24 protein-coding genes are annotated in these 22,040 nt (G+C 63.1%); 7 read left to right on the top strand and 17 right to left on the bottom strand.

Annotated elements, in window-relative coordinates:
* Positions 1 to 11: 11 nt before the first annotated feature.
* The 3 genes from NKH21_RS06740 to NKH21_RS06730 form a co-directional block, all read right to left on the bottom strand.
* Positions 12 to 1,025 (bottom strand): ribonuclease T2 family protein, encoded by a 1,014-nt coding sequence (locus NKH21_RS06740; protein WP_352564431.1) that lies wholly within the window; start codon positions 1,023 to 1,025, stop codon positions 12 to 14.
* 120 nt (positions 1,026 to 1,145) lie between these two features.
* A complete protein-coding gene (locus NKH21_RS06735; RefSeq protein WP_352665954.1) occupies positions 1,146 to 1,595 on the bottom strand; it encodes a MarR family winged helix-turn-helix transcriptional regulator in 450 nt (149 codons plus the stop codon).
* Complete coding sequence (locus NKH21_RS06730; protein ID WP_352863659.1) at positions 1,592 to 2,494, bottom strand: alpha/beta fold hydrolase; 903 nt, start codon at positions 2,492 to 2,494, stop codon at positions 1,592 to 1,594. The genes NKH21_RS06735 and NKH21_RS06730 overlap by 4 nt, the downstream gene beginning before the upstream one ends.
* A 146-nt stretch (positions 2,495 to 2,640) precedes the next feature.
* On the opposite strand from NKH21_RS06730, the gene NKH21_RS06725 reads away from it, so the two are divergent.
* The 3 genes from NKH21_RS06725 to NKH21_RS06715 all read left to right on the top strand — a co-directional run bounded on the left by NKH21_RS06725 (position 2,641) and on the right by NKH21_RS06715 (position 6,476).
* Positions 2,641 to 3,576 carry an alpha/beta fold hydrolase gene (locus NKH21_RS06725; RefSeq protein WP_352564426.1) on the top strand — a complete coding sequence of 312 codons (936 nt, stop codon included), beginning with the start codon at positions 2,641 to 2,643 and terminating at the stop codon, positions 3,574 to 3,576.
* 78 nt (positions 3,577 to 3,654) lie between these two features.
* Positions 3,655 to 4,830, top strand: coding sequence for a CaiB/BaiF CoA transferase family protein (locus NKH21_RS06720; protein ID WP_352505567.1), 1,176 nt, complete (start codon positions 3,655 to 3,657; stop codon positions 4,828 to 4,830).
* Complete coding sequence (locus tag NKH21_RS06715) at positions 4,827 to 6,476, top strand: thiamine pyrophosphate-binding protein (protein ID WP_352863656.1); 1,650 nt, start codon at positions 4,827 to 4,829, stop codon at positions 6,474 to 6,476. The genes NKH21_RS06720 and NKH21_RS06715 overlap by 4 nt, the downstream gene beginning before the upstream one ends.
* Before the next feature lie 49 nt (positions 6,477 to 6,525).
* On the opposite strand, the gene NKH21_RS06710 is transcribed toward NKH21_RS06715, so the two are convergent.
* The 5 genes from NKH21_RS06710 to NKH21_RS06690 all read right to left on the bottom strand — a co-directional run bounded on the left by NKH21_RS06710 (position 6,526) and on the right by NKH21_RS06690 (position 11,388).
* The gene (locus NKH21_RS06710) at positions 6,526 to 6,969 is read right to left on the bottom strand and encodes a CHRD domain-containing protein (protein ID WP_352564540.1); all 444 of its coding nucleotides are present in this window, start codon (positions 6,967 to 6,969) and stop codon (positions 6,526 to 6,528) included.
* Positions 6,970 to 7,121: 152 nt separating this feature from the next.
* Positions 7,122 to 8,093, bottom strand: a complete 972-nt coding sequence (locus NKH21_RS06705) for an ABC transporter substrate-binding protein (protein ID WP_352564423.1) — start codon at positions 8,091 to 8,093, stop codon at positions 7,122 to 7,124.
* A 40-nt stretch (positions 8,094 to 8,133) separates the two neighbouring features.
* Positions 8,134 to 9,270, bottom strand: a complete 1,137-nt coding sequence (locus tag NKH21_RS06700; RefSeq protein ID WP_352564421.1) for an ABC transporter permease — start codon at positions 9,268 to 9,270, stop codon at positions 8,134 to 8,136.
* The gene (locus NKH21_RS06695; RefSeq protein ID WP_352665955.1) at positions 9,267 to 10,145 is read right to left on the bottom strand and encodes an ABC transporter permease; all 879 of its coding nucleotides are present in this window, start codon (positions 10,143 to 10,145) and stop codon (positions 9,267 to 9,269) included. The genes NKH21_RS06700 and NKH21_RS06695 overlap by 4 nt, the downstream gene beginning before the upstream one ends.
* Positions 10,146 to 10,596: 451 nt before the next feature.
* Positions 10,597 to 11,388 (bottom strand): ABC transporter ATP-binding protein, encoded by a 792-nt coding sequence (locus tag NKH21_RS06690; protein WP_352564417.1) that lies wholly within the window; start codon positions 11,386 to 11,388, stop codon positions 10,597 to 10,599.
* 158 nt (positions 11,389 to 11,546) lie between these two features.
* Here NKH21_RS06690 and NKH21_RS06685 point away from each other — a divergent pair, with 158 nt between their 5' ends.
* Complete coding sequence (locus NKH21_RS06685) at positions 11,547 to 11,951, top strand: cupin domain-containing protein (protein ID WP_023720850.1); 405 nt, start codon at positions 11,547 to 11,549, stop codon at positions 11,949 to 11,951.
* Between the two features lie 35 nt (positions 11,952 to 11,986).
* Here NKH21_RS06685 and NKH21_RS06680 read toward each other — a convergent pair whose 3' ends face one another.
* From NKH21_RS06680 to aptA, 5 genes are all read right to left on the bottom strand, one after another.
* Positions 11,987 to 12,349 (bottom strand): hypothetical protein, encoded by a 363-nt coding sequence (locus tag NKH21_RS06680; protein WP_352564415.1) that lies wholly within the window; start codon positions 12,347 to 12,349, stop codon positions 11,987 to 11,989.
* A gap of 5 nt (positions 12,350 to 12,354) precedes the next feature.
* Positions 12,355 to 13,806: a dihydropyrimidinase gene (hydA, locus tag NKH21_RS06675; protein ID WP_352564413.1), complete on the bottom strand. Its 1,452-nt coding sequence runs from the start codon at positions 13,804 to 13,806 to the stop codon at positions 12,355 to 12,357.
* Between the two features lie 64 nt (positions 13,807 to 13,870).
* Positions 13,871 to 15,121, bottom strand: coding sequence for a Zn-dependent hydrolase (locus NKH21_RS06670; RefSeq protein ID WP_352564411.1), 1,251 nt, complete (start codon positions 15,119 to 15,121; stop codon positions 13,871 to 13,873).
* Positions 15,122 to 15,124: 3 nt separating this feature from the next.
* On the bottom strand, positions 15,125 to 15,571 hold the full coding sequence (locus NKH21_RS06665) for an endonuclease domain-containing protein (protein ID WP_352564410.1): 447 nt from the start codon (positions 15,569 to 15,571) through the stop codon (positions 15,125 to 15,127).
* 109 nt (positions 15,572 to 15,680) lie between these two features.
* The gene (aptA, locus tag NKH21_RS06660) at positions 15,681 to 17,009 is read right to left on the bottom strand and encodes an omega-aminotransferase AptA (protein ID WP_352465212.1); all 1,329 of its coding nucleotides are present in this window, start codon (positions 17,007 to 17,009) and stop codon (positions 15,681 to 15,683) included.
* Between the two features lie 243 nt (positions 17,010 to 17,252).
* On the opposite strand from aptA, the gene NKH21_RS06655 reads away from it, so the two are divergent.
* Positions 17,253 to 17,894, top strand: coding sequence for a TetR family transcriptional regulator C-terminal domain-containing protein (locus NKH21_RS06655; RefSeq protein WP_352564406.1), 642 nt, complete (start codon positions 17,253 to 17,255; stop codon positions 17,892 to 17,894).
* Positions 17,895 to 17,959: 65 nt separating this feature from the next.
* On the opposite strand, the gene NKH21_RS06650 is transcribed toward NKH21_RS06655, so the two are convergent.
* Positions 17,960 to 18,832, bottom strand: coding sequence for a helix-turn-helix transcriptional regulator (locus NKH21_RS06650; protein ID WP_352665956.1), 873 nt, complete (start codon positions 18,830 to 18,832; stop codon positions 17,960 to 17,962).
* 105 nt (positions 18,833 to 18,937) lie between these two features.
* Between NKH21_RS06650 and NKH21_RS06645 the strand changes: the two genes are divergently transcribed.
* Positions 18,938 to 19,789 (top strand): SDR family NAD(P)-dependent oxidoreductase, encoded by an 852-nt coding sequence (locus tag NKH21_RS06645; RefSeq protein ID WP_352564403.1) that lies wholly within the window; start codon positions 18,938 to 18,940, stop codon positions 19,787 to 19,789.
* Positions 19,786 to 20,508, top strand: a complete 723-nt coding sequence (locus NKH21_RS06640; protein ID WP_352564402.1) for an SDR family oxidoreductase — start codon at positions 19,786 to 19,788, stop codon at positions 20,506 to 20,508. Before NKH21_RS06645 ends, NKH21_RS06640 begins: the two co-directional genes overlap by 4 nt.
* Before the next feature lie 28 nt (positions 20,509 to 20,536).
* On the opposite strand, the gene NKH21_RS06635 is transcribed toward NKH21_RS06640, so the two are convergent.
* The 3 genes from NKH21_RS06635 to NKH21_RS06625 all read right to left on the bottom strand — a co-directional run bounded on the left by NKH21_RS06635 (position 20,537) and on the right by NKH21_RS06625 (position 21,966).
* Positions 20,537 to 20,914 carry a DoxX family protein gene (locus NKH21_RS06635; RefSeq protein WP_352564400.1) on the bottom strand — a complete coding sequence of 126 codons (378 nt, stop codon included), beginning with the start codon at positions 20,912 to 20,914 and terminating at the stop codon, positions 20,537 to 20,539.
* Between the two features lie 61 nt (positions 20,915 to 20,975).
* On the bottom strand, positions 20,976 to 21,434 hold the full coding sequence (locus tag NKH21_RS06630; RefSeq protein WP_352564399.1) for a carboxymuconolactone decarboxylase family protein: 459 nt from the start codon (positions 21,432 to 21,434) through the stop codon (positions 20,976 to 20,978).
* Positions 21,435 to 21,447: 13 nt separating this feature from the next.
* Positions 21,448 to 21,966 carry an RrF2 family transcriptional regulator gene (locus NKH21_RS06625; RefSeq protein WP_352564397.1) on the bottom strand — a complete coding sequence of 173 codons (519 nt, stop codon included), beginning with the start codon at positions 21,964 to 21,966 and terminating at the stop codon, positions 21,448 to 21,450.
* Positions 21,967 to 22,040 lie beyond the last annotated feature (74 nt).

The following is a 22,040-nucleotide window of genomic DNA, read 5'->3' as shown; positions in this document are numbered from 1 at the left end:
GTTCGGCCTGTTTACTGGAACCCGACGGCATCGACCGTGCCCTTCGGGCAGCCGGCCTTGGTTGTCGGCGCCGAGGCAAGCAGCAGGGTACCGAGCGAAGCGTTCGAGGCGATCGGGCCGGTCAGGCCGAGCGTCAGCTCGCCGATCAGCCGCCTGCCGTTCGAAGGATCGATCACGCAGGACACGCGGACCCGGTCGCCCGCGCCTTTGCCGAACGCGCTGTCGAAGGTGCTGCGGATCTGATCGGACGTAAGCTGCTTGCCGATGCTTCTGGTGAAGAGATCGCGCACCGGCGAAGCATTCACCGCGCGCATCAGGTTCAAGGCGTCGGCGAAATACTCCTGCTGGCTCTTGCCGTAGCAGGTGCCGTGCTTGATCCATTCATGCCTTTCGAGGGCGGATGCGGTGCCCGGCATCACCTGGTCGAGTTCCGCTCGCGTATTCGGGTCCAGCGTGACCGGCGGCAAATCCCGCCAGTGCGCTGGATCGTCGTTCGCCTTGTCGCTTGCCGCGACCTGGCAATAGAAATTTCCGTTCGGCTGCGGCCACAACCCATGCAAGGTGAAGTGGGTCGCATCGAAACCGGCGGCGGTCTGCGCCCGGCATTCGGTCTTGCTGGATTTGGTCTCGCAGAAAGCCGGCTGCCAGCTCAGCGCGAAGACATATTCCGGCTTTCCGGACGCCGATGGCTTGTTCGGCTCGGCAGGTGCCGGTGCAGCCGGCATCGCCGACGCATTGCCACCCGAAACATGGCCGCAACTGATCTTGACCCAGCGGCGCTCCGGATCGGCGCCCGGCACCCGAATGAGATAGTGCGTGGGCGCGTCCTTGTTGCCGGCCAGCAGATCGTAGCTCTGGCCAGCCGCAGTCGATATGTTGCCGGGGTTCTTGCCGCTCTTGATCGCCTGCGTTGCCGGACAGGCGGAATCGGCGACGAAAGAGCCGGTCATCTTCACATCGGCCCGCGCCGCGCTTGCGCCAGCAAACGCAAGAAACACCGCCCCCCATATCGCCCAAATCCGCATTCCGGCACTCCTCGTGATTCACGCGGCAAGCTAGAAACTTGCGACATGTCAGAATTACGATTTCTTTCGCCGGCCGTAAAAACAATCGCCAGCGCATTGAGACGGCTCTCGCGTAGTCGATCAGGATCCGCCCGCCTCCACCCGTTCTGTCAGGGTGCGCAGCAGATCAAGCGAGGCTTTCAGCGCGTCGGCGTCCATACCCTCCGAAACGCGGTTCGCCCAAACATGCTGGCGTGTGCCGATATTCTTGACCGCTGCCCAGCCGGTATCGGTTATCGACAACAGCTTGGCGCGGCGATGCGCCGGGTTGTCGGCATAGGCAGCAAGCCCCTCCGCAGCCAGTATGTCGGCCAGCCGCTGTACGCTCTGACGGGCGAGGCCCATGTCGCGGGCGATGTCGGCCACGGATTTCGGCTCCTTCAAAACCGCACCCAAAACCTGCCAGCGCGCTGCCGTCAGCCCGGTTGGAGCGGCCAGCCGGTCGGCCGCATCCAGAAAACTGCCGTTCAGCCTGAACACGGCAAGCACCAGATCGGTGAGCACATTTGCGGCTTCGGTCCTGGTCGTCATTTCTGGCCGGCCTCGATGGTCGCGACGAAATTGTTGACGGCTTCGGCTACGACCTCGGGCTTGTCGAGCATCACCCAATGGCCGCTGCCCGCCACGATCTGGCGCGGAATGTCCGTGCGCAGCCGGTAGAGCGCGACTGGAGTGTCACTAGCCTCGGTAGCCAATACGAACATCGGCCCGCGATACGCATTGAGTGCCGGCTCCGAGTTCCATTCGGCCAGTGCCTTGCCGACACCTGCCCTCGCCGCCGGATCGACCACTGCCGCATCGGCCAGAACACGCTGGCGAACAGCCGCGTTAGGGCCGGCAATCGACGTGTAGTAGGCGTTCAGGACATCGCGGCCTTGCGGACCGGCCAGATCGCGGACAAAGCCGTCACGAATCGCCTGCGGCAGCGCACGAGGATCGGTCGCCGGGTCGACGAGCAAGACACCGGCGACCCGGACGGCATGGCTGGCGGCATAAGCGAGCGCCACGCCACCACCGCCGCTGTGCGCGACAATGAGAAACCGCTTCAGGCCAAACGCGTCGGCCACGGCGCCGACATCCATTGCACGGCCGTCATAGCCATAGTCACCGTCCTGCGCCGGCGCGGAGGCGCCATGGCCGCGAAAATCGAAGGCTACCGCCTCGCGGCCTTCGACGGAGAGCTGCATCACCCGGTCCCAGTGGGAAGCGCGGCTGCAATCTCCATGCAGGAACATGATCGGCAGGCCATTGCCGGCGTTGATCCTATAAGTGGCAAGCTGGCCTTGCGGGCCCGGAACGGTGGACGTCATCATGGTGATCTCCCTGGTTTCCTGACTGAACGCAGCAATCCCTGGCAGCAGGGTGGCCGTCGTAAAGGCGAAGGCCGCCAGCAAGATTGCACGCCGCGAAATGGCCCCGGTGGTTTTCATAGTCATATCCCCAATCTGCTGCTGACCATTTGACAGCATGCTGTCATGCAATCACATTGACAGCATGCTGTCAACTGCGGCCGAATGGGCACCGTCCCTTGACGTCGATCGCTGCGTCGCCCAACAGTCGCCGACGGGAGCGAGACATGCCATTTGACGAGCAGAGGATGCTGGCATCGCCGACCGGCGCCGAGCTCAACCTTTATGTGAAACACGCCATCGGCCAACCGCGCGCAGTCATCCAGATCAATCACGGACTGGCCGAGCACGCCGCGCGCTATGCCCGCTTCGCCGCTTTCCTCGGCGAGCGCGGCTACCAGGTCTACGCGCACGACCACCGTGGCCATGGCGCCACCAAGGCGCCGGACGCGCCACCCGGCAGGTTCGCCGATGCGGATGGCGGCGCCAAGGTCATCGCCGATGTCGCCGCCGTCCACGATCTGATCGCCACGGAACGGCCCGGCCTGCCGGTCATCGTCTTCGGCCATTCCTTGGGCGCGTCGGTCGCACTGAACTTTGTTCTCCGCCACTCGGCGCGCATCCACGCCGCCGCGATCTGGAACGGCAATTTCTCGGCCGGACTGCTCGGCCAAATCGCGCTGGGCATGCTTGGTTGGGAAAAGTTCCGGCTTGGCTCAGACGTGCCGTCGCGCCTGCTGCCCCGGCTGACGTTCCGGGCCTGGGGCAAGGCCGTGCCCAATCACCGGACGCCGTTCGACTGGCTGTCGCGCGATGCCATAGAAGTCGAGAAATACATCGCCGACCCGCTTTGCGGCTGGGATGCGTCGGTGTCGATGTGGCAGGACATCGTCAAGATGACGCTGCATTGCGGCAGCGACAGCAATTTTTCCGGCGTGCGGCGCGACCTGTCCGTCAACCTGGTCGGAGGCGAGCACGATCCGGCCTCGGACGGCGGCAAGGCGGTCAGCCATCTTGCCGGCCGAATGCACATGATGGGCTTTTCGAATCTCGTGTCAAAGGTTTACGCCAAAACCCGCCACGAAAGCCTGAACGAGATCAACCGAGACATCATCATGGAGGATTTTGCCGCCTGGGCCGACCGCGTGCTGAGGGCACAGTGATACTGGCCCATTGCAAGGGCCGTGACAGCGGCGCGCGGGATTGATAGAGGCTGCGCTTTCGATCAACCACGGTGATCCATGACTGAGCCTCCGCTCAAAGGCATCCGCGTCATCGAACTCGCACGTATCCTCGCCGGGCCATGGGCCGGGCAGCTGCTTGCCGACCTCGGCGCCGACGTGATCAAGGTCGAAAGCCCGGACGGCGGCGACGACACCCGCAAATGGGGACCGCCCTTTGTCATCGGCCATGACGGCGAGAACCTTTCGGCCGCTTATTACCATTCCTGCAACCGCGGCAAGCGCTCCATCGCCATCGACTTCTCGACGCCCGAGGGCGCCGAGACGGTGCGCCGGCTGGTCGCGACATCGGACGTGCTGATCGAAAACTTCAAGGTCGGCGGGCTTAAGAAATACGGCCTCGACTATGACAGCCTGAGGAAAATCAACCCACGGCTGATCTATTGCTCGATCACCGGTTTTGGCCAGTCGGGACCGTATGCGCCGCGTGCCGGCTATGATTTCATCATCCAGGGCATGGCCGGCATGATGTCGATCACCGGCGAAGCCGGCCGCGAACCGCAGAAGGCCGGCGTCGCTATTTCAGATGTTTTCACCGGGCTTTATTCGGTCATCGCCATCCAGGCGGCGCTTCGCCATGCCGAGAAGACCGGCGAAGGCCAGCATATCGACATGGCGCTCTACGACACCCAGATCTCGACGCTCGGCAACCAGAACCTCAACTATCTCGTCTCCGGACAGTCGCCGGTGCAGATGGGCAATGCGCATATGAACATCGCGCCCTACGAAGTGGTGCCGGTGAAGAATGGCCACATCATCCTGGCGGTCGGCAATGACGGCCAGTTCGCAAAGTTCTGCGCTGCCGTCGGCCTCGACGAGCTGGCGTCGAACCCTGACTTCGCCACCAATCCCGCCCGCGTCGCCAACCGGGCAAAGTTGCGCGAGCACATGATCGAGGCGCTGAAAGCCTTCGATCGCGACCCGCTGCTGGCCAGGCTCGAAGCCGCCGGAGTGCCGGCCAGCCCGATCAACAACATCGGCCAGATGTTTGCCGACCCCCAGACCATCGCGCGAGGCATGCGGCTCGACCTCGATGACGGCCATGGCAATCTCTTGCCCTCGGTCCGGGCGCCGATGGTCATGTCCGGCACGCCACTGGTCTATGAGCGCCCGTCGCCGCGTCTCGGCGAACACACCGAAGAAATCCTTGCCGAACTGGAGAGGTCAGGAAAATGAAGACCGGCGGACAACTCATCGTCTATGCGCTCGAAGCCAACGGAACGGACCATATCTATTGCGTACCTGGCGAATCCTATCTGGCGGTGCTCGACGCGCTGCATGATTCGCCGATCCGCACTATCGTCTGCCGCCAGGAGGGCGGCGCCGCAATGATGGCCGACTGCCATGGCCGCCTGACCGGCAGGCCCGGCATCTGCTTCGTCACCCGCGGCCCCGGCGCCACCAATGCCTCGGCCGGCATCCACATCGCCATGCAGGATTCGGTCCCCCTCATCCTGTTCATCGGCCAGGTCGCCAGCCACGCCAAGGGGCGCGAGGCCTTCCAGGAGGTCGACTACGTCAGGTTCTTCGGCGATATCGCCAAATGGGTGGTCGAGATCGACGACGCCGCACGCATCCCCGAATTCGTCACACGCGCTTTTTCGGTGGCGACCTCCGGCCGCCCGGGCCCGGTCGTCATCTCGCTGCCCGAGGACATACTGACCAGCCTCGCCGAGGCACCGGAAGCCCAGCATTACACCCCTGTCGAGACGCGGCCTGGCGAAGCCGACCTCGACGCGCTGGACGTGTTGCTCAACAAGGCAAAGCGGCCCTTCGTCATCCTTGGCGGCACGCGCTGGGACGCGCAGGCCGTTGCACAGATGCGGACGATAGCCGAAGCCTGGTCGCTGCCGGTCGGCTGTTCCTTCCGCCGCCAGATGCTGTTCGACCATCTCCACCCGAACTATGCCGGCGATGTCGGCATCGGCATCAATCCCAAAGTAGCAACCGCCATCAAGCAGGCCGACCTTGTACTGCTCATCGGCGGCCGCATGGGCGAGATGCCGTCATCCGACTACACGCTGTTGAAGAGCCCCTACCCCGACCAGACGCTGGTCCATATCCATGCCGACGCCGGCGAGCTCGGCCGCGTCTACCGGCCGGCGCTGGCGATCAATGCCTCGCCTGCCGCTTTCGTCGAAGCCTTTGCCAAACGCAAGCCGGCCGCAACGCCGGTGTGGGCGGCGGAGGCAGCGAAGCTGCACGCCGCCTATCTCGACTGGTCGACGCCTCCGGAGAGCGGCCCCGGCGCCGTGCAGATGGGGCCGATCATGAATTATCTCGAAACGATGCTGCCGGACGACGCCATCCTCACCAACGGTGCCGGCAACTACGCCACCTGGGTACATCGTTACCATCGCTTCCGGCATTTCGGCACGCAGGCAGCACCCACATCCGGCTCGATGGGTTACGGCACGCCGGCGGCGGTCGCCGCCAAGCAGCTTTTCCCCGACCGCGACGTGATTGCCTTCGCCGGCGACGGCTGTTTCCTGATGAACGGCCAGGAATTCGCCACCGCCGTGCAATACGGGCTGCCGATCATCGTCATCGTCGTCAACAATGGCATCTACGGCACCATCCGCATGCATCAGGAGCGCGAATATCCCGGCCGTGTCGTCGCCACGGATTTGACGAATCCGGATTTCGCCGCTCTTGCCCGCGCTTACGGCGGCCATGGCGAGACGGTGGAAAAGACCGCCGACTTCGCCGCGGCCTTCGAGCGAGCGCGGGCCAGCGGCAAGCCGTCGATCATCGAGATCAGGCTCGACCCCGAGGCGATTACGCCGATGCGGACAATGACCCAGATACGGGAAAAGTCATGATCCGGTAGAGGGGCGGTCGCCCGCCCCTCTATCGGCAGAATGACCGGCGCTACATCGCCTTCTCGATTTGACCCCGGATCTCACCGTCGGCGTGGGCCGCGGTGTGGATATTGACGTAATATTTGCCAGCCTCCAGGTCGGTGGCCTGGGCATCGGTCAATGTCGCCGAACCCTTGATCGGGCTCTTCAGCTTGCCTTCGAACGGCACCACCGGGTCGGCGTTTTCACCCTTTGCCGCCGGGCCGTGAATGTGTGCGGCCTTCGCCGGTCCGCTGAGACCGGAATATCTCACGGTCCAGCTAAGTTTCTTGGTGGCGGTGTTGAACCTGAGCGTGGCGGTGCCCTTGCCCTTCGTGGTGACGGGCGGGTTCTGTTGAGCACCATCGAGCGTCGCCGTCATCTTTATAGTTTCGGCCAAGGCCGGTGAAGCAGAGAAGATGGCTGCAGAAATGGCCAGCGCCGAAAGCATCGGCGTGAAGGACTGGATGCGCATGGAAAACCTCCGTTGTGACACCCTTGAGGCGGATGCACTGGCACAACGATTTTGCGAGCGGATGTTTCCGCCGGTAACGTTCATTTTACATCCCACTAAAAGGGGCGGTCGCCCGCCCCTTTTCGTCTTCCAACAGAGCCTGCTTGATAGCTCTATTTGATGGCCTTGTCGGTGATCGCCGTCGTGTAGGCGCCGGTAGGCTCCTTGCTGATGATCTTCTGGTCAAGCAGCGCCTTGGCGGTGCGCTCGTAGGTCGCCGGATCGAGCTTGCCATCGGCATTGTCGATCAGCTTGGCGACTTCGCCCATCATCCGCTTCTGGTGGTTCTCGTCCTGGCCGCCATTGTCCATGACGATGCCGGCCGCCTCGTCGGAATTGTCGACGGCGTATTTCCAACCCTTCATCGAAGCGCGCACAAAACGCACCATCTTGTCCTCGAAGGCCGTATCCTTGAGCTTGTCCTCCAATGCATAGAGCCCGTCTTCGAGCAGATCATTGCCCATGGCGGAATAGTTGAAGACGGTCAGCTCTTCCGGCTTGTAGCCGGCGTCGATGAGCTGCCAGTATTCGTTGTAGGTCATGACCGAAATGCAATCCGCCTGCTTCTGGATCAGCGGCTGCACGTCAAAGCTCTGCTTGAGCACGGTGACGCCGTCCGGCCCGCCATCGGTCTTGAGGCCAAGCTTGTTCATCCAGGCATAGAACGGATACTCGTTGCCGAAGAACCAGACGCCGAGAGTGTGGCCCTTGAAGTCGGCTTCGGTCTTGATCGGGCCGTCCTTCGGGCAGACCAGCTCCATGCCGGCCTTCTTGAACGGCTGGGCGATGTTGACCAGCGGCACGCCCTTCTCGCGCGCAGCCAGCGCACCGCCCATCCAGTCGACGATGACGTCGGCGCCGCCGCCGGCAATAACCTGCTCCGGTGCAATGTCCGGGCCGCCGGGCTTGATGTCGACGTCGAGGCCCTCGGCTTCATAGAAACCCTTGGCCTTGGCGACATAATAGCCGGCGAACTGTGCCTGGGTGACCCATTTCAGCTGCAGCGTCACCTTGTCTGCGGCCATCGCCTGGAACGCGGCAAGCGACATCGCGCCGGCCAGCATCGAAACAACAAGTCTTTTCATGTTTTTACCCTCTGAAGTTAGCGCCCTAAACCCACCGCCCCTATCCACCACGGACAGAGGGATGCCAAAACGTGATTGCTCTCTCGAAAAGAGCGACCACGCCATAAAAGACCGAACCCGCAAGTGCTGCAACTGCGATTTCCGCCCACACCATGTCGATGTTCATCCGCCCGACTTCCGTCGAAATGCGGAATCCCATGCCGACCACCGGCGTGCCGAAGAACTCGGCGACGATGGCGCCGATCAGCGCCAGCGTCGAATTGATCTTCAACGCATTGAAGATGAAGGGTGCCGCCGCCGGCAGCCGCAGCTTGAACAGCGTCTGCCAGTAGCTCGAGGCATAGGTGCGCATCAGGTCGCGCTCCATATGGCCGGAGGCGGCAAGCCCGGCGACGGTGTTCACCAGCATCGGGAAGAAGGTCATGATGATGACCACCGCTGCCTTCGACTGCCAGTCGAAGCCGAACCACATGACCATGATCGGCGCGACACCGATGATCGGCAGCGCCGACACCATATTGCCGATCGGCAGAAGCCCGCGCCGCAGGAACGGCACGCGGTCGGCGGCGATGGCAACGAGGAAGCCGGCGCCGCTGCCCACCACATAGCCGAAGATGACCGCCTTGAAGATGGTCTGCCTGACATCGGCCCCCAGCACCGGCAGCGAGCCGACGATGCGTGCACCGATGGCGCTTGGCGGCGGCAACAGGATGAAGGGAATGCCGGCACCACGCGTCACCGCTTCCCAGATGATCAGGATCCAGGCGCCGAAGATGGCCGGTATGATCAGGCGCAGGGCGGTTGACGCCCAGCGCGAAATCGGGCGAAACGACGACAAGACCGTTACGCAGCGCCAGGCCAAAAACCACGCCGCGACGAGCAGCAGATAGAAGGATGCGCGAGCGCTGCCCTCATTGCCGGTTATGCCGGCGAGCAGCATCCACGCTGCGCCATGCGCGCCAAGGAACAGCAACACCACCCCTATCATCGGTGGAAAGTTGTCGGCCTCGATTGCCACGAGCAGCAAAATGAAAATCAAAACCGTAGTCGCCATGCCGTAACCGGGCGTAGCACTGACGAGCGGCCAAAGAAGCAGCGCGCCGACAAGCAGGACAAGCGCGGCATAACCTTGCCAGGATCGGGGGGTGATTGAGGAAAGGCTCAGGAGCGAGCTCATGCCGGCCTCCCGCCCATGGCGCGGTCGACTAGGCGCCCGGCAATGCCGACCAGCATAACCAGCAGCGCCGCCACCACGGAGCCGGCAACCAGAGCCGACCAGATGTCGATGGTCTGGCTGTAATAGGCGCCGGCGAGCAGTTTGGCGCCGATGCCGGCGACGGCACCGGTCGGCAGCTCGCCGACGATGGCGCCAACCAGGCTGGCGGCCACAGCCACCTTCATCGAGGTGAACAGGAACGGCACCGAAGCCGGCACCCGCAATTTCCAGAAGGTCTGCGAGGGGCTGGCATTATAGGTGTGCATCAGGTCGAGATGGGTGAGCTCGGGCGAGCGAAGCCCCTTCACCATGCCAACCGCCACAGGGAAGAACGACAGATAGGTCGAGATCAGCGCCTTCGGGATAAGCCCGGTGATGTCGACCGCCGCCAGCACGACAATGATCATCGGCGCCACCGCCAGGATCGGAATGGTCTGCGAGGCGATGATCCACGGCATCAGGCTGCGGTCGAGCGTCGCCACATGCACGATGCCGACGGCGATGACGATGCCGAGCGCTGTGCCGAAGGCAAAGCCGAGCAGCGTCGACGACAGCGTTACCCAGGCATTGTAGACCAGGCTCCGGCTTGAGGTGACACTGCGCAAAAAGGTGTTTTCGAAGAAATTCACCGCCACCTGATGCGGCGCCGGCAGCGTCGGCTTCGGCTGCGCCAGCGTCTTGCCGATGAATTCCACAACGCCCGGCGTCTGATTGGCGCGGCGGTCGAGATCGCGCTGGAACGGCGCGTTGAGGATGACCGCCATGACGTACCAGACGACGACCACGCCCAGGAGGATCGAGGTCACCGGAACGAGCTTGTCACGGAAGGAATCCATCTAGAAGGCCTCGCCGGATACGCGCCCTCCTCTCCCCAGCGGGGAGAGGGTGGCCGGAGCGAAGCGGAGGCCGCGTACTTTCGCCCCGGCAATCGTTTCTTTCGTCCTCCAAAGGCGGAGCAGCCGCGAAGCGGCGCATATCGAGAGCGCGGCCAACCACGCTTTCGTCATCCTAGGGCGGAGCAAGGAGCGAAGCGACGCGGCGCAGACCCTAGGATCCATGCCGTTACCTTCCCGCTCCGCAAGGATGCGGAACATTGCTCCCTCTCTGGAGGGAACAGCGCCCGTGGCTTGCCCGGCGCTTATTCTCGACTGTTTGCGCCCTTCGGCCGACGTCGCGGCATGGATCCTAGGGTCTGCGCACGCCGCTTCGCGGCGGCTCCGCCCTAGGATGACGAAGGCGCGGGTGGCCGCTTCGTCGTTAGGCGAAGCCGGAATCCTGTCCTGCGCCTCAATCATCATAGCTGTGTCCCGCCCTCAGCCCGTCGCGCACGCGTGCCGCGATGGCCAGGAACTCCGGCGTCTCGCGGATATCGAGCGGCCGCTTTTTCGGCAGCGTCGATTCTATGACATCGCTGACACGCCCCGGGCGAGGCGACATGACGACAATGCGCGTCGACAGATAGACCGCCTCGGGGATCGAATGGGTGACGAAGCAGATAGTCTTGTTGGTCCGCTCCCAAAGCTCCAGCAGCTGTTCGTTGAGGTGGTCGCGCACGATCTCGTCGAGCGCGCCAAAAGGTTCGTCCATCAACAAAAGGTCGGCGTCGAAGGCGAGCGCCCGCGCGATCGAGGCGCGCTGCTGCATGCCGCCCGAAAGCTGCCAGGGGTATTTCTTCTCGAAGCCGCTGAGGTTGACGAGGTCGAGGGTTCGCTTGATGCGCGCCGCCTGCTCCGCCCTGGACAGGCCCATGATCTCCAGCGGCAGGGCCACATTGCGCTCGATCGTGCGCCATGGATAAAGTGCGGCCGCCTGGAAGACATAGCCATAGGCGCGGCTCTGGCGCGCCTGCTCGGGCGTCATGCCGTTGACGGAGATGGCTCCCGATGTCGGCTTCTCCAGATCGGCGATGACGCGCAGCAACGTCGTCTTGCCGCAGCCGGACGGCCCGATGAAGGACACGAATTCGCCCTTGCCGATGGTCAGGTCGACATTCGACAGCGCCTGCACCGGACCATCATTGGTCTGGAAGGTCAGGCCAAGCTTGCTTGCCGAAACAACGGCTGGCGATGCTCCCGTCATCGGCCGAAGCCTGTCGCTTCCGGCCACTGCCGCGGCCGGAAGCCCATTGATTTTACCCCGATGTTGTTTTCCACTCGACCAGTCCTACTCGCCCCGGTTCTATTCGCCCCGGTCCTACTCGCCCTTACCCCATCAGATAGACGCCCGGAGTTGCCCCGATGTCGCCCAAACCGACTTGCCATCTTATCCGCCCTGAAAGCTCTTATGAAGGCAAGCAGGGCCTGAGCTATTTCGCCGGTATCGCCGCCGAAACAGTCGGGTCGTCCGGCATCTGCATGCATCTGCTGACCATGCCGCCGGGCGCCCGCGCCAAGGCGCATATGCACGAAAACCATGAAACCGCGATCTATGTGCTCTCCGGCGAGGTCCATACCTGGTATGGTGACCGGCTCGAACAGCATATCGTGGTCAAGGCCGGCGATCTTTTCTATATTCCCCCCGGCGTCCCGCATCTGCCGGCCAATCTCAGCGACAGCCCCGCCTCGGCGGTCATTGCCCGCACTGACCCCAACGAACAGGAAAGCGTCGTCCTGCTGCCGGAACTGGACGGGTTGGTCGCCTGAGGCCGGCATCGAGGCAGCGGCCGTCATCGGCACCGTCACGAACATGATTTCAGCGGCCCTATCTCCTCAAGGCCGGGAATGGTCACGAAGAAACCGTCCCCTCCTCTGTTGATGACCTTGACGACATCCGTGGTGGTGCCCTCCTCGCCCTCGGCGAAACAGGTGGAGCTCAACAACAGGGTGCCAGGCGCCGTCGTCAATCGCTGTGCGAACTGGCAGCCGCTGCCATAGGTTTCGATGCCGTCGGCGGTCAGCACAACATAATCGTCGCTGTCCTGATAACCGAGCCGTACACCAGCGCAACCGACCTCATTGCCAAAGGAACCGGCAAGGACGTCAGCCGCCGGCCCGGCGGCAAGGATCACCGCGGCCATCGAGATAATCGCTGTCTGGCTCACCAAGCTCAAACGCCCGTCGCCGGGATGCCCGTCCGTTCCACCTTGCGCGGCGCGGAAATCTCCTTCCAGGTCGACAGTGCCCGGTTAACAGCCGCGTTCGGCTCGCGAGCAACGAACTCGCCATGGCCGGGCTTTGCCTTCACTTCGTTTTCCTCGATCGACAGTTCGCCGCGCGAGAAGACGAAGCGCGGCAGGCCGGTTACCTCAAAACCTTCGAAGACGTTGTAGTCGATCACCGACTGCTGCTTCTTGGCCGTAATCTTCTTCTTGGCGCTGGGGTCCCAGACGAGGATGTCGGCGTCCGCGCCTTCGACGATGGCGCCCTTCTTCGGATACATGTTGAGGATCTTGGCGATGTTGGTCGAGGTCACCGCGACGAACTCGTTCATCGTCAGCCGGCCGGTTTTGACGCCGGTCGTCCACAGCACCGGCAAACGATCTTCGAGCCCGCCCGTGCCGTTCGGAATCTTGGTGAAGTCGCCGACGCCGTTGCGCTTCTGTTTGGTGGTGAAGGCACAATGGTCGGTCGCCACCACTTGCAGCGAGCCGGCCTGCAGGCCGGCCCACAGCGAATCCTGGTGCAATTTGTTGCGGAAGGGCGGGCTCATGACGCGGCGCGCCGCATGGTCCCAGTCCTTGTTGAAATATTCGCTCTCGTCCAGCGTCAGGTGCTGGATCAGCGGCTCGCCGAATACCCGCATGCCCTTCTGGCGCGCCCGGCGGATGGCTTCGTGCGCCTGCTCGCAGGAGACATGCACGACATAGAGCGGCACGCCGGCCATGTCGGCGATCATGATGGCGCGGTTGGTCGCCTCGCCTTCGACTTCCGGCGGCCGCGAATAGGCGTGTCCCTCCGGGCCGCTGTTGCCCGCCGCCAGCAGCTTTTGCGACAGCGCCGCCACCACGTCGCCATTCTCGGCATGGACCAGCGGCAGCGCGCCAAGATCGGCGCAGCGCTGGAACGACGAATAAAGCTCGTCGTCGTCGACCATCAACGCGCCCTTGTAGGCCATGAAATGCTTGAACGAGGTAATGCCCCTGTCGACGACGGTGGCCATCTCGTCGAACACCTGCTTGCCCCACCAGGTGATTGCCATGTGGAAGGAATAGTCGCAGGACGCCTTCGAGGTCTTGTTGTCCCACATCTGCAGGGCCTCGAGCAGAGACTGCTGCGGCGCCGGCAGACAGAAATCGACGACCATCGTCGTGCCGCCGGCAAGGGCGGCGCGTGTACCGCTCTCGAAATCGTCGGCCGAATAGGTGCCCATGAACGGCATTTCGAGATGGGTATGCGGGTCGATGCCGCCCGGCATCACATAGCAGCCGCTGGCGTCGAACTCATGGTCGCCATGCAGGTTCGAACCGATGGCAACGATCTTGCCGTGCTGCATCAGCACATCGGCCTTCCATGTGCGGTCGGCGGTGACGATCGTGCCATTCTTGATGACTTTGGACATTTTCTTGTTCCCTTATTCTCTTCGCGCTTCTTGCGAGCGGCGTTGCGAGGCGGCAGCTACCCCATCATTCGACAATCACCGCCGTGTCGACCACCGCGTGGAACAGCACGTCGGCGCCGGCCGCTGCCCATTCCTTGGTGATTTCCTCGGCCTCGTTGTGGCTGAGACCGTCGACGCAGGGGCACATCACCATTGCGGTGGGTGCGACGCGGTTGATCCAGCAGGCGTCATGGCCGGCGCCGGAGACGATATTGCGATGCGTATAGCCCAGGCGCTCCGCCGCATCCCGCACAGCCTTGACGCAGCCCGCGTCGAAGGTGACCGGGTCGAAATGGCCGACCTGATCGATTTGATATTTGATGTCGAGCGCGTCACAGATCGTGTCGATGCCTTCGCGGATGCGGCCGTCCATAGCGTCCAGCACCTTCTTTTCCGGCGAGCGGATGTCGATGGTGAAGACGGTGCGGCCGGCGATGATGTTGCGCGAGTTCGGATAGACCTCCATATGGCCGACCGCGCCGACGGCGTCGGGTTGGTAGTCCATGGCGATCTCGTGCACCAATTCGATCACCCGCGCCATGCCGAGCCCGGCATTGCGCCGCTTCGGCATCGGCGTCGAACCGGTATGCGCCTCCTTGCCGGTCAGCGTCACCTGCAGCCATTTCAACCCTTGCCCATGGGTGACGACACCAATGTCGATACCCTCGTCCTCGAGGATCGGGCCCTGCTCGATATGCAATTCGAAGAAGGCGTGGATCTTGCGCTCGCCGACTTTCTCGGTCCCCTTCCAGCCGATCCGTTCGAGCTCCTCGCCGAATTTCTTGCCGTCCTTGTCGACATGCGAATAAACGTCGGCCTGATCGAGCACGCCGGCGAAAACGCCGGACGCCATCATGGCCGGCGCAAAGCGCGCGCCTTCCTCGTTGGTCCAGTTGGTGACGACGATCGGGTGCTTTGTCTTGATGCCGAGATCGTTTAGCGAGCGCACGACCTCCAGCCCGCCGAGCACGCCGAGCACGCCGTCATACTTGCCGCCGGTCGGCTGGGTGTCGAGATGGCTGCCGACATAGACCGGCGGCAGGCTGGGATCGGTGCCTTCGCGACGGGCAAACATCGTGCCCATCTCGTCGACGCCCATTTCGAGCCCCGCCTCATCGCACCAGCGCTTGAACAGGTGCCGCCCTTCGCCGTCCTCGTCGGTAACGGTCTGGCGATTGTTGCCGCCGGCAATGCCAGGGCCGATCTTCGCCATCTCCATTATCGAATCCCACAAACGGTCTGAATTGATTCGCAGATTCTCGCCGGGGGCGGCCATATTCTAAAACCTCATCGGTTGCGGCACGCCAGCGTCCCCCTCCCCCTCGAGGGGAGGGTGGCCGCGAAGCGGTCGGGTGGGGTCGGCTGACATGCGCGCGACCTTCTCCTTGACCACCTGTGCGACATGCCAAGCGCTGTTTATGACATCGGGCTCATCGACGCGAAAGATATCGAACCCAAGCGATCGCAGATAGGCATCACGGACGGCGTCGTGCCGTTTGCCCTTCTCCTGTTCGTGCAGATCACCATCGACTTCAACGACCAGCTTTACCGCGAGGCAGGTAAAGTCGACGATGTAAGGCCCGATCGGACACTGGCGGCGGAATTTCATCCCGGCCGATTTCAATTCGCGCAGTTCATACCAAAGCAGCGATTCGCCTTTGGTCGCATGAACCCGAAGCGCGCGCGCCTTTTGGCGCATTTCGAAGCTCACGCGGGTCCGCGGCATCACAGGCACCTACGCGGCCGAAGGTCAGGTTGGCGCGCTGCCGCACCGACCCCACCCGGCCGCTTCGCGGCCACCCTCCCCTCGAGGGGGAGGGAAAGCTGCGCCTGGTTCAATCCACCGCCCTCAGCACTTCGCGCACATGGTCGATCAATTCGTTGATCTGGCCTTTGGTGATGATCAGCGGCGGCGACAGCGCGATGATGTCGCCGGTGGTGCGGATCAATGCACCGCGCTCGAACGCCTTGACAAAGGCCGAGAAAGCCCGCTTCGTCGGCTGGCCGGCGATCGGCGCCAGCTCGATTGCACCGATCAGGCCGATGTTGCGGATGTCGATGACGTTCGGCTCGCCCTTCAGCGAGTGCAGCGCGTCCTCCCAGTACGGCGCCAGTTCCTCGCCGCGCGTCAGCAGCCCCTCTTCCTTGTAGGTGTCGAGCGTGCCCAGCGCCGCCGCGCAGGCGATCGGATTGCCTGAATAGGTGTAGCCGTGGAAGAACTCGATCATGTGCTCGGGCCCGGTCATGAAGGCGTCGTGGATTTCCTTCTTCACGAACACCGCGCCCATCGGGATGACGCCGTTGGAGACGCCCTTCGCCGTGGTCATGATATCCGGCGTGACGCCGAAATAGTCGGCGGCAAACGGCGTACCGAGACGGCCGAAACCGGTGATGACCTCATCGAAAATCAGAAGAATGCCGTGCTTGGTGCAGATCTCGCGCAGCTTCTGCAGATAGCCCTTCGGCGGCAGGATGACGCCGGTGGAACCGGCAACCGGCTCGACGATGACGGCGGCGATGGTCGAGGCGTCGTGCAGTGCGACGATGCGCTCCAGCTCGTTCGCCAGTTCCGCGCCATGCTCGGGCACGCCCTTGGTGAAGGAGTTCTTTTCCGGCAGATGCGTGTGTGGCATGTGATCGACGCCGCCGAGCAGTGTGCCGAACATCTTGCGGTTGGTGACGATGCCGCCGACCGAGATGCCGCCGAAATTGACGCCGTGATAGCCGCGTTCGCGGCCGATCAGACGGGTGCGCGAACCCTCGCCTTTTACGCGGTGATAGGCGATCGCCATCTTCAGCGCGGTCTCGACCGATTCCGATCCGGAATTGGTGAAGAACACATGGTCCATGCCCTTCGGCGCGATATCGACCAGCCGGTTCGCCAGCTCGAACACGATCGGGTGGCCCATCTGGAACGCCGGCGCATAGTCGAGCTCGGCCGCCTGGCTCTGGATCGCCTCGGTGATCTTTGGGCGGCAGTGGCCGGCATTGACACACCACAGGCCGGCGGTGCCGTCGAGAACCTTGCGCCCGTCGCTGGTCGTGTAATGCATGTCCTTGGCCGACACCATCATGCGCGGCGCCTGCTTGAACTGCCGGTTTGCCGTGAACGGCATCCAGAATGCACTGAGATCGTTCGGCGTGACTTTCAGCCGGTTGGACATGACCAAGACTTCCCCTTGTAACCTGTTTCGGTGCGGCTAACGCCTGGTCTTTCCAACACTTGGTCTTTGCTGTGTTTTCGTGCTACGCAAATTTTTGACCGGTTGGACAAACGTTAGCACCGCTCTATCAGCGGTCAAGGGATTACTAGCGGAAATGCGGCTTTCGAAGTGCGCTCCACAGGGCGGAGAAAAACTGGTCCAGAGAATTGGTCCAGACGCTCCTCGCAGCGAAGGTTTTTCGAGGTGACGGGAGCGGTCGAAAGCTCCACTCCTCGCCGCACCCGCATCCAGCTGGAAAAGCGCGAGCTCATCCTCGAAGCGGCGCTCGAAGTCTTTTCGACCAATGGTTTTCGCGGCTCGACCATCGACCAGATCGCCGAAGCCGCCGGCATGTCGAAGCCGAACCTGCTCTATTATTTCCGCCGCAAGGAGGACATCCACAAGACGCTGATGCAGCGGCTTCTCGACACCTGGCTGGCGCCGCTGCGCGAACTCGACGATATCGGCGACCCCTTGACCGAACTGCGCAGCTACATCCGGCGCAAGCTCGAAATGGCGCGCGATTTCCCGCGCGAGAGCCGGCTGTTCGCCAACGAGATCCTGCAGGGCGCGCCGCGCATCATGCCGATGCTGGAAGGCGAGTTGAAGACGCTGGTCGACGAGAAAGCCAATGTCATCAAGGGCTGGATGCGCGCCGGTAAGATTGCCCGCACCGACCCCTGGCACCTGATCTTCTCGATCTGGGCGACGACGCAGCATTATGCCGATTTCGACGTCCAGGTCCGCGCCGTGCTCGGCCCCGACCGCGGTGGCGACGGCCGCTTCGAGGATGCCGCAAGGTTTCTCGAGCAACTGTTCATCGACGGGCTGAAGCCGAAAGGCTGACGACCATGATCCCGAAAAGTGGAAGCCGGTTTTCGGACAAGATCATGGTCAAACAAAGATAGGGTTCACGCGCTGCGCCGCTCGGCCGGAAGCGTCTCCAGCAGCTGTTCGAGCTTGGCGATCGAGTTCTGCTCGGCGAGCGGCGTGTAGACGATCAGCTTCATATCCGAGCCGTCGTCGATCGACAGGCTCATATGCTCGAAAGCCATGGCGCCCGCTATCGGGTGCCGGACATGCTTCACTCCCGATAGGTTGCGGGCCACGTCGCGCAACGGCCACCAGGCGCGAAACTCCGGGCTCGAGCGCGTCATCAGCGCGATCAGCCGCTCGAAATCCGGATCGCCGACATATCTGGCGCTTTCTGCCCGGAATGACGCCAGCACGGCACGCGCCAGTTCCTCCCAGTCGACGAGCAGGCGCCGATGCTGCGGGCTGGTGAAAACCATGTGGACGATGTTACGGGAATCGCCCTCCAGCAAACCATAGTCGCCGAACACGGCTGCCGCGGCAGAGTTCCAGGCCAGCACATCCCAGCGCCGCCCAAGGACATAGGCCGGCTGCAGGACCAGGCTCTGCAGCATGTGCAGCAACGGACTATCGACCTTTTCCGGCGCGTCGACGCGACGCTCCGGCTGCGGTCGGCCGGCAAGGATGAACAGATGCCGCTGCTCGGCCGCGTCCAGGCGCAGCGCCCGGCTGAGTGCGGTCAGCACTTCCACCGACGGCCGAACGTCACGACCTTGCTCCAGCCAGGTGTACCAGGTCGTACCGACGCCGGCGATCATCGCCACCTCCTCGCGCCGCAGCCCGGGCGTGCGCCGGCGCAACCCCGTCGAGATGCCGGTGGCCGAAGGCGTCAGCCTTTCGCGCCGCGAGCGCAGGAAGGCGCCAAGCTCGCGGCGGCGGCTGTCTTCGGCGGAGTGCGTGGTGGAATCCATCGGCGCTATTATAGCAGTATCGATACCAGGATAAAGTTTGAACTGTTTGGCAAGTGGCTGGTGCCCCATCTTTCCGCTCAGAGCGATGAGATGGAGGCTCTGAACATGGAACTGACAGACAAGACAATCCTCATCACCGGGTCGACCGACGGCGTCGGCCGCGTCGTCGCGCAAAGGCTCGGCGCTGGCGGCGCCCGCATCCTGGTGCATGGCCGCGACGCGACAAGGGGCAAGGCGATCGTGGCCGAAATCGAAGCCGCCGGCGGCAAGGCCGAGCTGCTCGTCGCCGATCTCTCCTCCCTGGCGGAAGTCCGCCGCCTCGCGGAGGCCGTGAGCGCAAGGACCAAGCGGCTCGAAATCCTCATCAACAATGCTGGCGTCGGCACCGCCGGTCCCAACTCCAAACGACAAGTCAGTGCCGACGGCTACGAACTGCGCTTTGCTGTCAATTATCTCGCCGGCTTCCTGCTCACCATGGAGCTGCTGCCGCTGCTCAAGGCCAGCGCGCCGGCGCGCATTGTCAACGTCGCCTCGGCCGGCCAGCAGGCGATCGATTTCGACGACGTCATGCTGACCCGCTCCTATGACGGCGTCCGTGCCTACTGCCAGAGCAAGCTGGCGCAGATCATGTTCACCATCGATCTGGCGGAGCAGCTGAACGGCACCAATGTGACCGTCAACAGCTTGCATCCCGCAAGCTACATGAACACCACGATGGTGCGGCAGGCGGGCATCACGCCGTGGAGCTCGGTCGAAACCGGCGCCGAAGCCATCACCAACCTCGCCACATCGCCGGCACTCGAAGGGCGAAGCGGCCTCTATTTCGACGGCCAAAGAGAATCCCGCGCCGATGCGCAAGCCTATGACGCAAAGGCAAGGCAGCAGTTGCGCGAATTGAGCCTCGGCCTTGTCGGGCTCGCACCCGCTTCCGCAACATCGAAGAAGGAAAATTCATGACCGAGAAAACCTATCACACCGTCGTCGTCGGCGGCTCCTCCGGCATCGGCCTCGCCACCGCGAAAGAGCTGCTCGGCCTGGGGATGAAGGTGACGATGACCGGGCGCAACCAGGAAAGGCTCGACAACGCATGGCAAAGCCTTGGCGGTGCGGTCGAAAAAGCTGCCTTCGATGCCGCGAAACCGGACGAGGTTCGCCGGTTCTTCAGCGACCTCGGCCCTTTCGATCACCTGGTGCTGGCCGCCAGCGGCGGCAAGGGGCTCGGCCCGTTCGAAACGCTTGACCTGACCGACATCGGCGGTGGCGTCGACGAGAAGGTCCGGCCACAGCTCTCCTGCCTGCAGGCGGCCTTGCCGACACTGAACAAGAGTGGCTCGGTGACTTTCATCTCGGCGGTGTCGGCGCAATTGTCGGCGCCGGGTGTCGCCGGCATCGCCGCCGTCAACGGCATGCTGCTGACCGTGGTGCCGATCCTGGCAATGGAGCTGAAGCCGTTACGCGTCAATGTCGTGGCACCGGGTGTCATCGACACGCCATGGTGGGATTTTCTGCCCGATGGGCAGCGGCAGGCGGTGTTTGCCGAGTATGCCGGCAAGACGCCGGTCGGCCGTATCGGTCGCGCCGAGGACGTCGCCGAGGCGATTGCGTTCCTGGTTTCGAACAGTTTCGTTACCGGCCAGGTCCTGACCTGTGATGGCGGCTTGCGGTATGCGGCGTAACGCGGCTACCTCGACGCGATGATCGCTGTCAAAGCGATTGCGCGATCAGCGCCAGAAATCCTCCGGTCAGCGCGACGTTGCCGACAAAACCGTTGATGCGGGACGCGCGCTCCGGGCCCTGATGATTCCAGAAGTTATGAAACATCGGCGTGGCAACGATCAGGAACAGGATCAGGCACAGAGCGGCGGCAGCGGTCCAGATGCCCACAATCACCAGTGCTCCGGCGACCATCTGCAGGACTATCCCCAGCCACAGCACCAGCCGTGCCTGCGGCACGCCGCGCGTCGTCATCAATTGGCTCACCAATGCCGCGTTCTGAACGTTGCGCAGGCCGGCAAAGACAAAGGCGCCGCCAAGCAGCAAGCGGGCGGCGAATAGTATCTCACTATCAAAGTTTGAAAACATGCTGTCAGGTCCTTGGGCAGAAAAGAGGCGCGCGGCGCAAGGCTGCGCGCCTGGTCCATGCTCAAGCGGCCAAGACCGCTGGCATCGGATGGATTGCATGGAACGGAACGCAAAGCCGGTTCCAGGTGTTGATCATGCCGAGCGCAACCGAGAGCTTGACCAGTTCCTCTTCCGAGAAATGCTCAAGCGTCCTTGCATAGAGTTCGTCCGACACACCGTTGTCGGCGATCCTGGTCAGCGCGTCGGTCCAGGCGAAGGCTGCGCGTTCGCGCTCCGAAAACAGCGGCGATTCCTTCCAGGCGGAGACCAGATAGAGCCGCTGCTCGCTTTCGCCGTCGCGGCGCGCTTCGCGGCTGTGCATCTCGACGCAATACGAGCAGCCGTTGATCTGCGACGCCCTGAGCTTGATCAGATGCAACAGGCTTTTTTCGAGCCCGCATTCGTCGACTGCCTTGTTGAGCGCCGACACCGCCTTCATGATCTCCGGCGCCGCGCCGAAAAATTGCAGCCTCTGTTTCATCGTCTGTAGCCTTTCATGCTTGCTTGGTTGAACTTGATTTCTGCGGCCGCTGGTGGCGCCCGACGAAGGCGCAGTTGGCCGCGACCGAACGGGGATCGGCATCGGCCGTGTATTCCGCAACGATGTCGGACAGCCGGGCGTCGGCGAGCGCGGCGCGATAGGCACGTTCGGCCTTCAGCATTGCCACGTTGATGCCGCAGGGTTTGACATAGACCGAGGCATCGAGCTTCGCCGGGCCGCGCTGGCGGATTTCGGCGCAGCGGAAGGCCGGTTCGCGCCCCTCGACGGCCAGTACGATATCGAGCAGCGTTATGCGTTCCGCCGGCCGTGCCAGCCGGTAGCCGCCGGACGGCCCCGGCACCGATTCCAGAATGCCCGACGCTGTCAGCGCGTTGAGATGCTTTAGCAGATAGCTCGGCGACAGCCCGAACGCTTCGGCCATGGCAGCACCCGGCAAGGTCGCGGCGCCATCAACGCCGGCAAGCATCGCGGCGCAGTGGATGGCCGCTTCGACGCCTTCGCCCAGCTTCATTTCGCTCTCCCATTCATGGATATAGATTATCGTGGATAGTTTTTATCCGCAATAGGAAAATTAAAAAGCGGCGC

Origin of the sequence: Mesorhizobium sp. M1329 (assembly GCF_040318035.1) — a bacterium.
Classification (GTDB): Bacteria; Pseudomonadota; Alphaproteobacteria; order Rhizobiales; family Rhizobiaceae; genus Mesorhizobium.
The sequence above is the reverse complement of the archived record's forward strand: the minus strand, read 5'-3'. Positions and strand labels throughout refer to the sequence as shown.

What these genes read in the sequence shown, in the direction of transcription:
- NKH21_RS06740 (WP_352564431.1), bottom strand. Translation starts at nt 1,025, where the DNA reads ATGCGGATTTGGGCGATATGGGGGGCGGTGTTTCTTGCGTTTGCTGGC.
- NKH21_RS06725 (WP_352564426.1), top strand. Translation starts at nt 2,641, where the DNA reads ATGCCATTTGACGAGCAGAGGATGCTGGCATCGCCGACCGGCGCCGAG.
- aptA (WP_352465212.1), bottom strand. Translation starts at nt 17,009, where the DNA reads ATGTCCAACCGGCTGAAAGTCACGCCGAACGATCTCAGTGCATTCTGG.
- NKH21_RS06670 (WP_352564411.1), bottom strand. Translation starts at nt 15,121, where the DNA reads ATGGCCGCCCCCGGCGAGAATCTGCGAATCAATTCAGACCGTTTGTGG.
- NKH21_RS06690 (WP_352564417.1), bottom strand. Translation starts at nt 11,388, where the DNA reads ATGACGGGAGCATCGCCAGCCGTTGTTTCGGCAAGCAAGCTTGGCCTG.
- NKH21_RS06720 (WP_352505567.1), top strand. Translation starts at nt 3,655, where the DNA reads ATGACTGAGCCTCCGCTCAAAGGCATCCGCGTCATCGAACTCGCACGT.
- NKH21_RS06715 (WP_352863656.1), top strand. Translation starts at nt 4,827, where the DNA reads ATGAAGACCGGCGGACAACTCATCGTCTATGCGCTCGAAGCCAACGGA.
- NKH21_RS06625 (WP_352564397.1), bottom strand. Translation starts at nt 21,966, where the DNA reads ATGAAGCTGGGCGAAGGCGTCGAAGCGGCCATCCACTGCGCCGCGATG.
- NKH21_RS06640 (WP_352564402.1), top strand. Translation starts at nt 19,786, where the DNA reads ATGACCGAGAAAACCTATCACACCGTCGTCGTCGGCGGCTCCTCCGGC.
- NKH21_RS06705 (WP_352564423.1), bottom strand. Translation starts at nt 8,093, where the DNA reads ATGAAAAGACTTGTTGTTTCGATGCTGGCCGGCGCGATGTCGCTTGCC.
- NKH21_RS06730 (WP_352863659.1), bottom strand. Translation starts at nt 2,494, where the DNA reads ATGAAAACCACCGGGGCCATTTCGCGGCGTGCAATCTTGCTGGCGGCC.
- hydA (WP_352564413.1), bottom strand. Translation starts at nt 13,806, where the DNA reads ATGTCCAAAGTCATCAAGAATGGCACGATCGTCACCGCCGACCGCACA.
- NKH21_RS06695 (WP_352665955.1), bottom strand. Translation starts at nt 10,145, where the DNA reads ATGGATTCCTTCCGTGACAAGCTCGTTCCGGTGACCTCGATCCTCCTG.
- NKH21_RS06700 (WP_352564421.1), bottom strand. Translation starts at nt 9,270, where the DNA reads ATGAGCTCGCTCCTGAGCCTTTCCTCAATCACCCCCCGATCCTGGCAA.
- NKH21_RS06685 (WP_023720850.1), top strand. Translation starts at nt 11,547, where the DNA reads ATGTCGCCCAAACCGACTTGCCATCTTATCCGCCCTGAAAGCTCTTAT.
- NKH21_RS06645 (WP_352564403.1), top strand. Translation starts at nt 18,938, where the DNA reads ATGGAACTGACAGACAAGACAATCCTCATCACCGGGTCGACCGACGGC.
- NKH21_RS06630 (WP_352564399.1), bottom strand. Translation starts at nt 21,434, where the DNA reads ATGAAACAGAGGCTGCAATTTTTCGGCGCGGCGCCGGAGATCATGAAG.
- NKH21_RS06735 (WP_352665954.1), bottom strand. Translation starts at nt 1,595, where the DNA reads ATGACGACCAGGACCGAAGCCGCAAATGTGCTCACCGATCTGGTGCTT.
- NKH21_RS06650 (WP_352665956.1), bottom strand. Translation starts at nt 18,832, where the DNA reads ATGGATTCCACCACGCACTCCGCCGAAGACAGCCGCCGCCGCGAGCTT.
- NKH21_RS06635 (WP_352564400.1), bottom strand. Translation starts at nt 20,914, where the DNA reads ATGTTTTCAAACTTTGATAGTGAGATACTATTCGCCGCCCGCTTGCTG.
- NKH21_RS06665 (WP_352564410.1), bottom strand. Translation starts at nt 15,571, where the DNA reads ATGCCGCGGACCCGCGTGAGCTTCGAAATGCGCCAAAAGGCGCGCGCG.
- NKH21_RS06710 (WP_352564540.1), bottom strand. Translation starts at nt 6,969, where the DNA reads ATGCGCATCCAGTCCTTCACGCCGATGCTTTCGGCGCTGGCCATTTCT.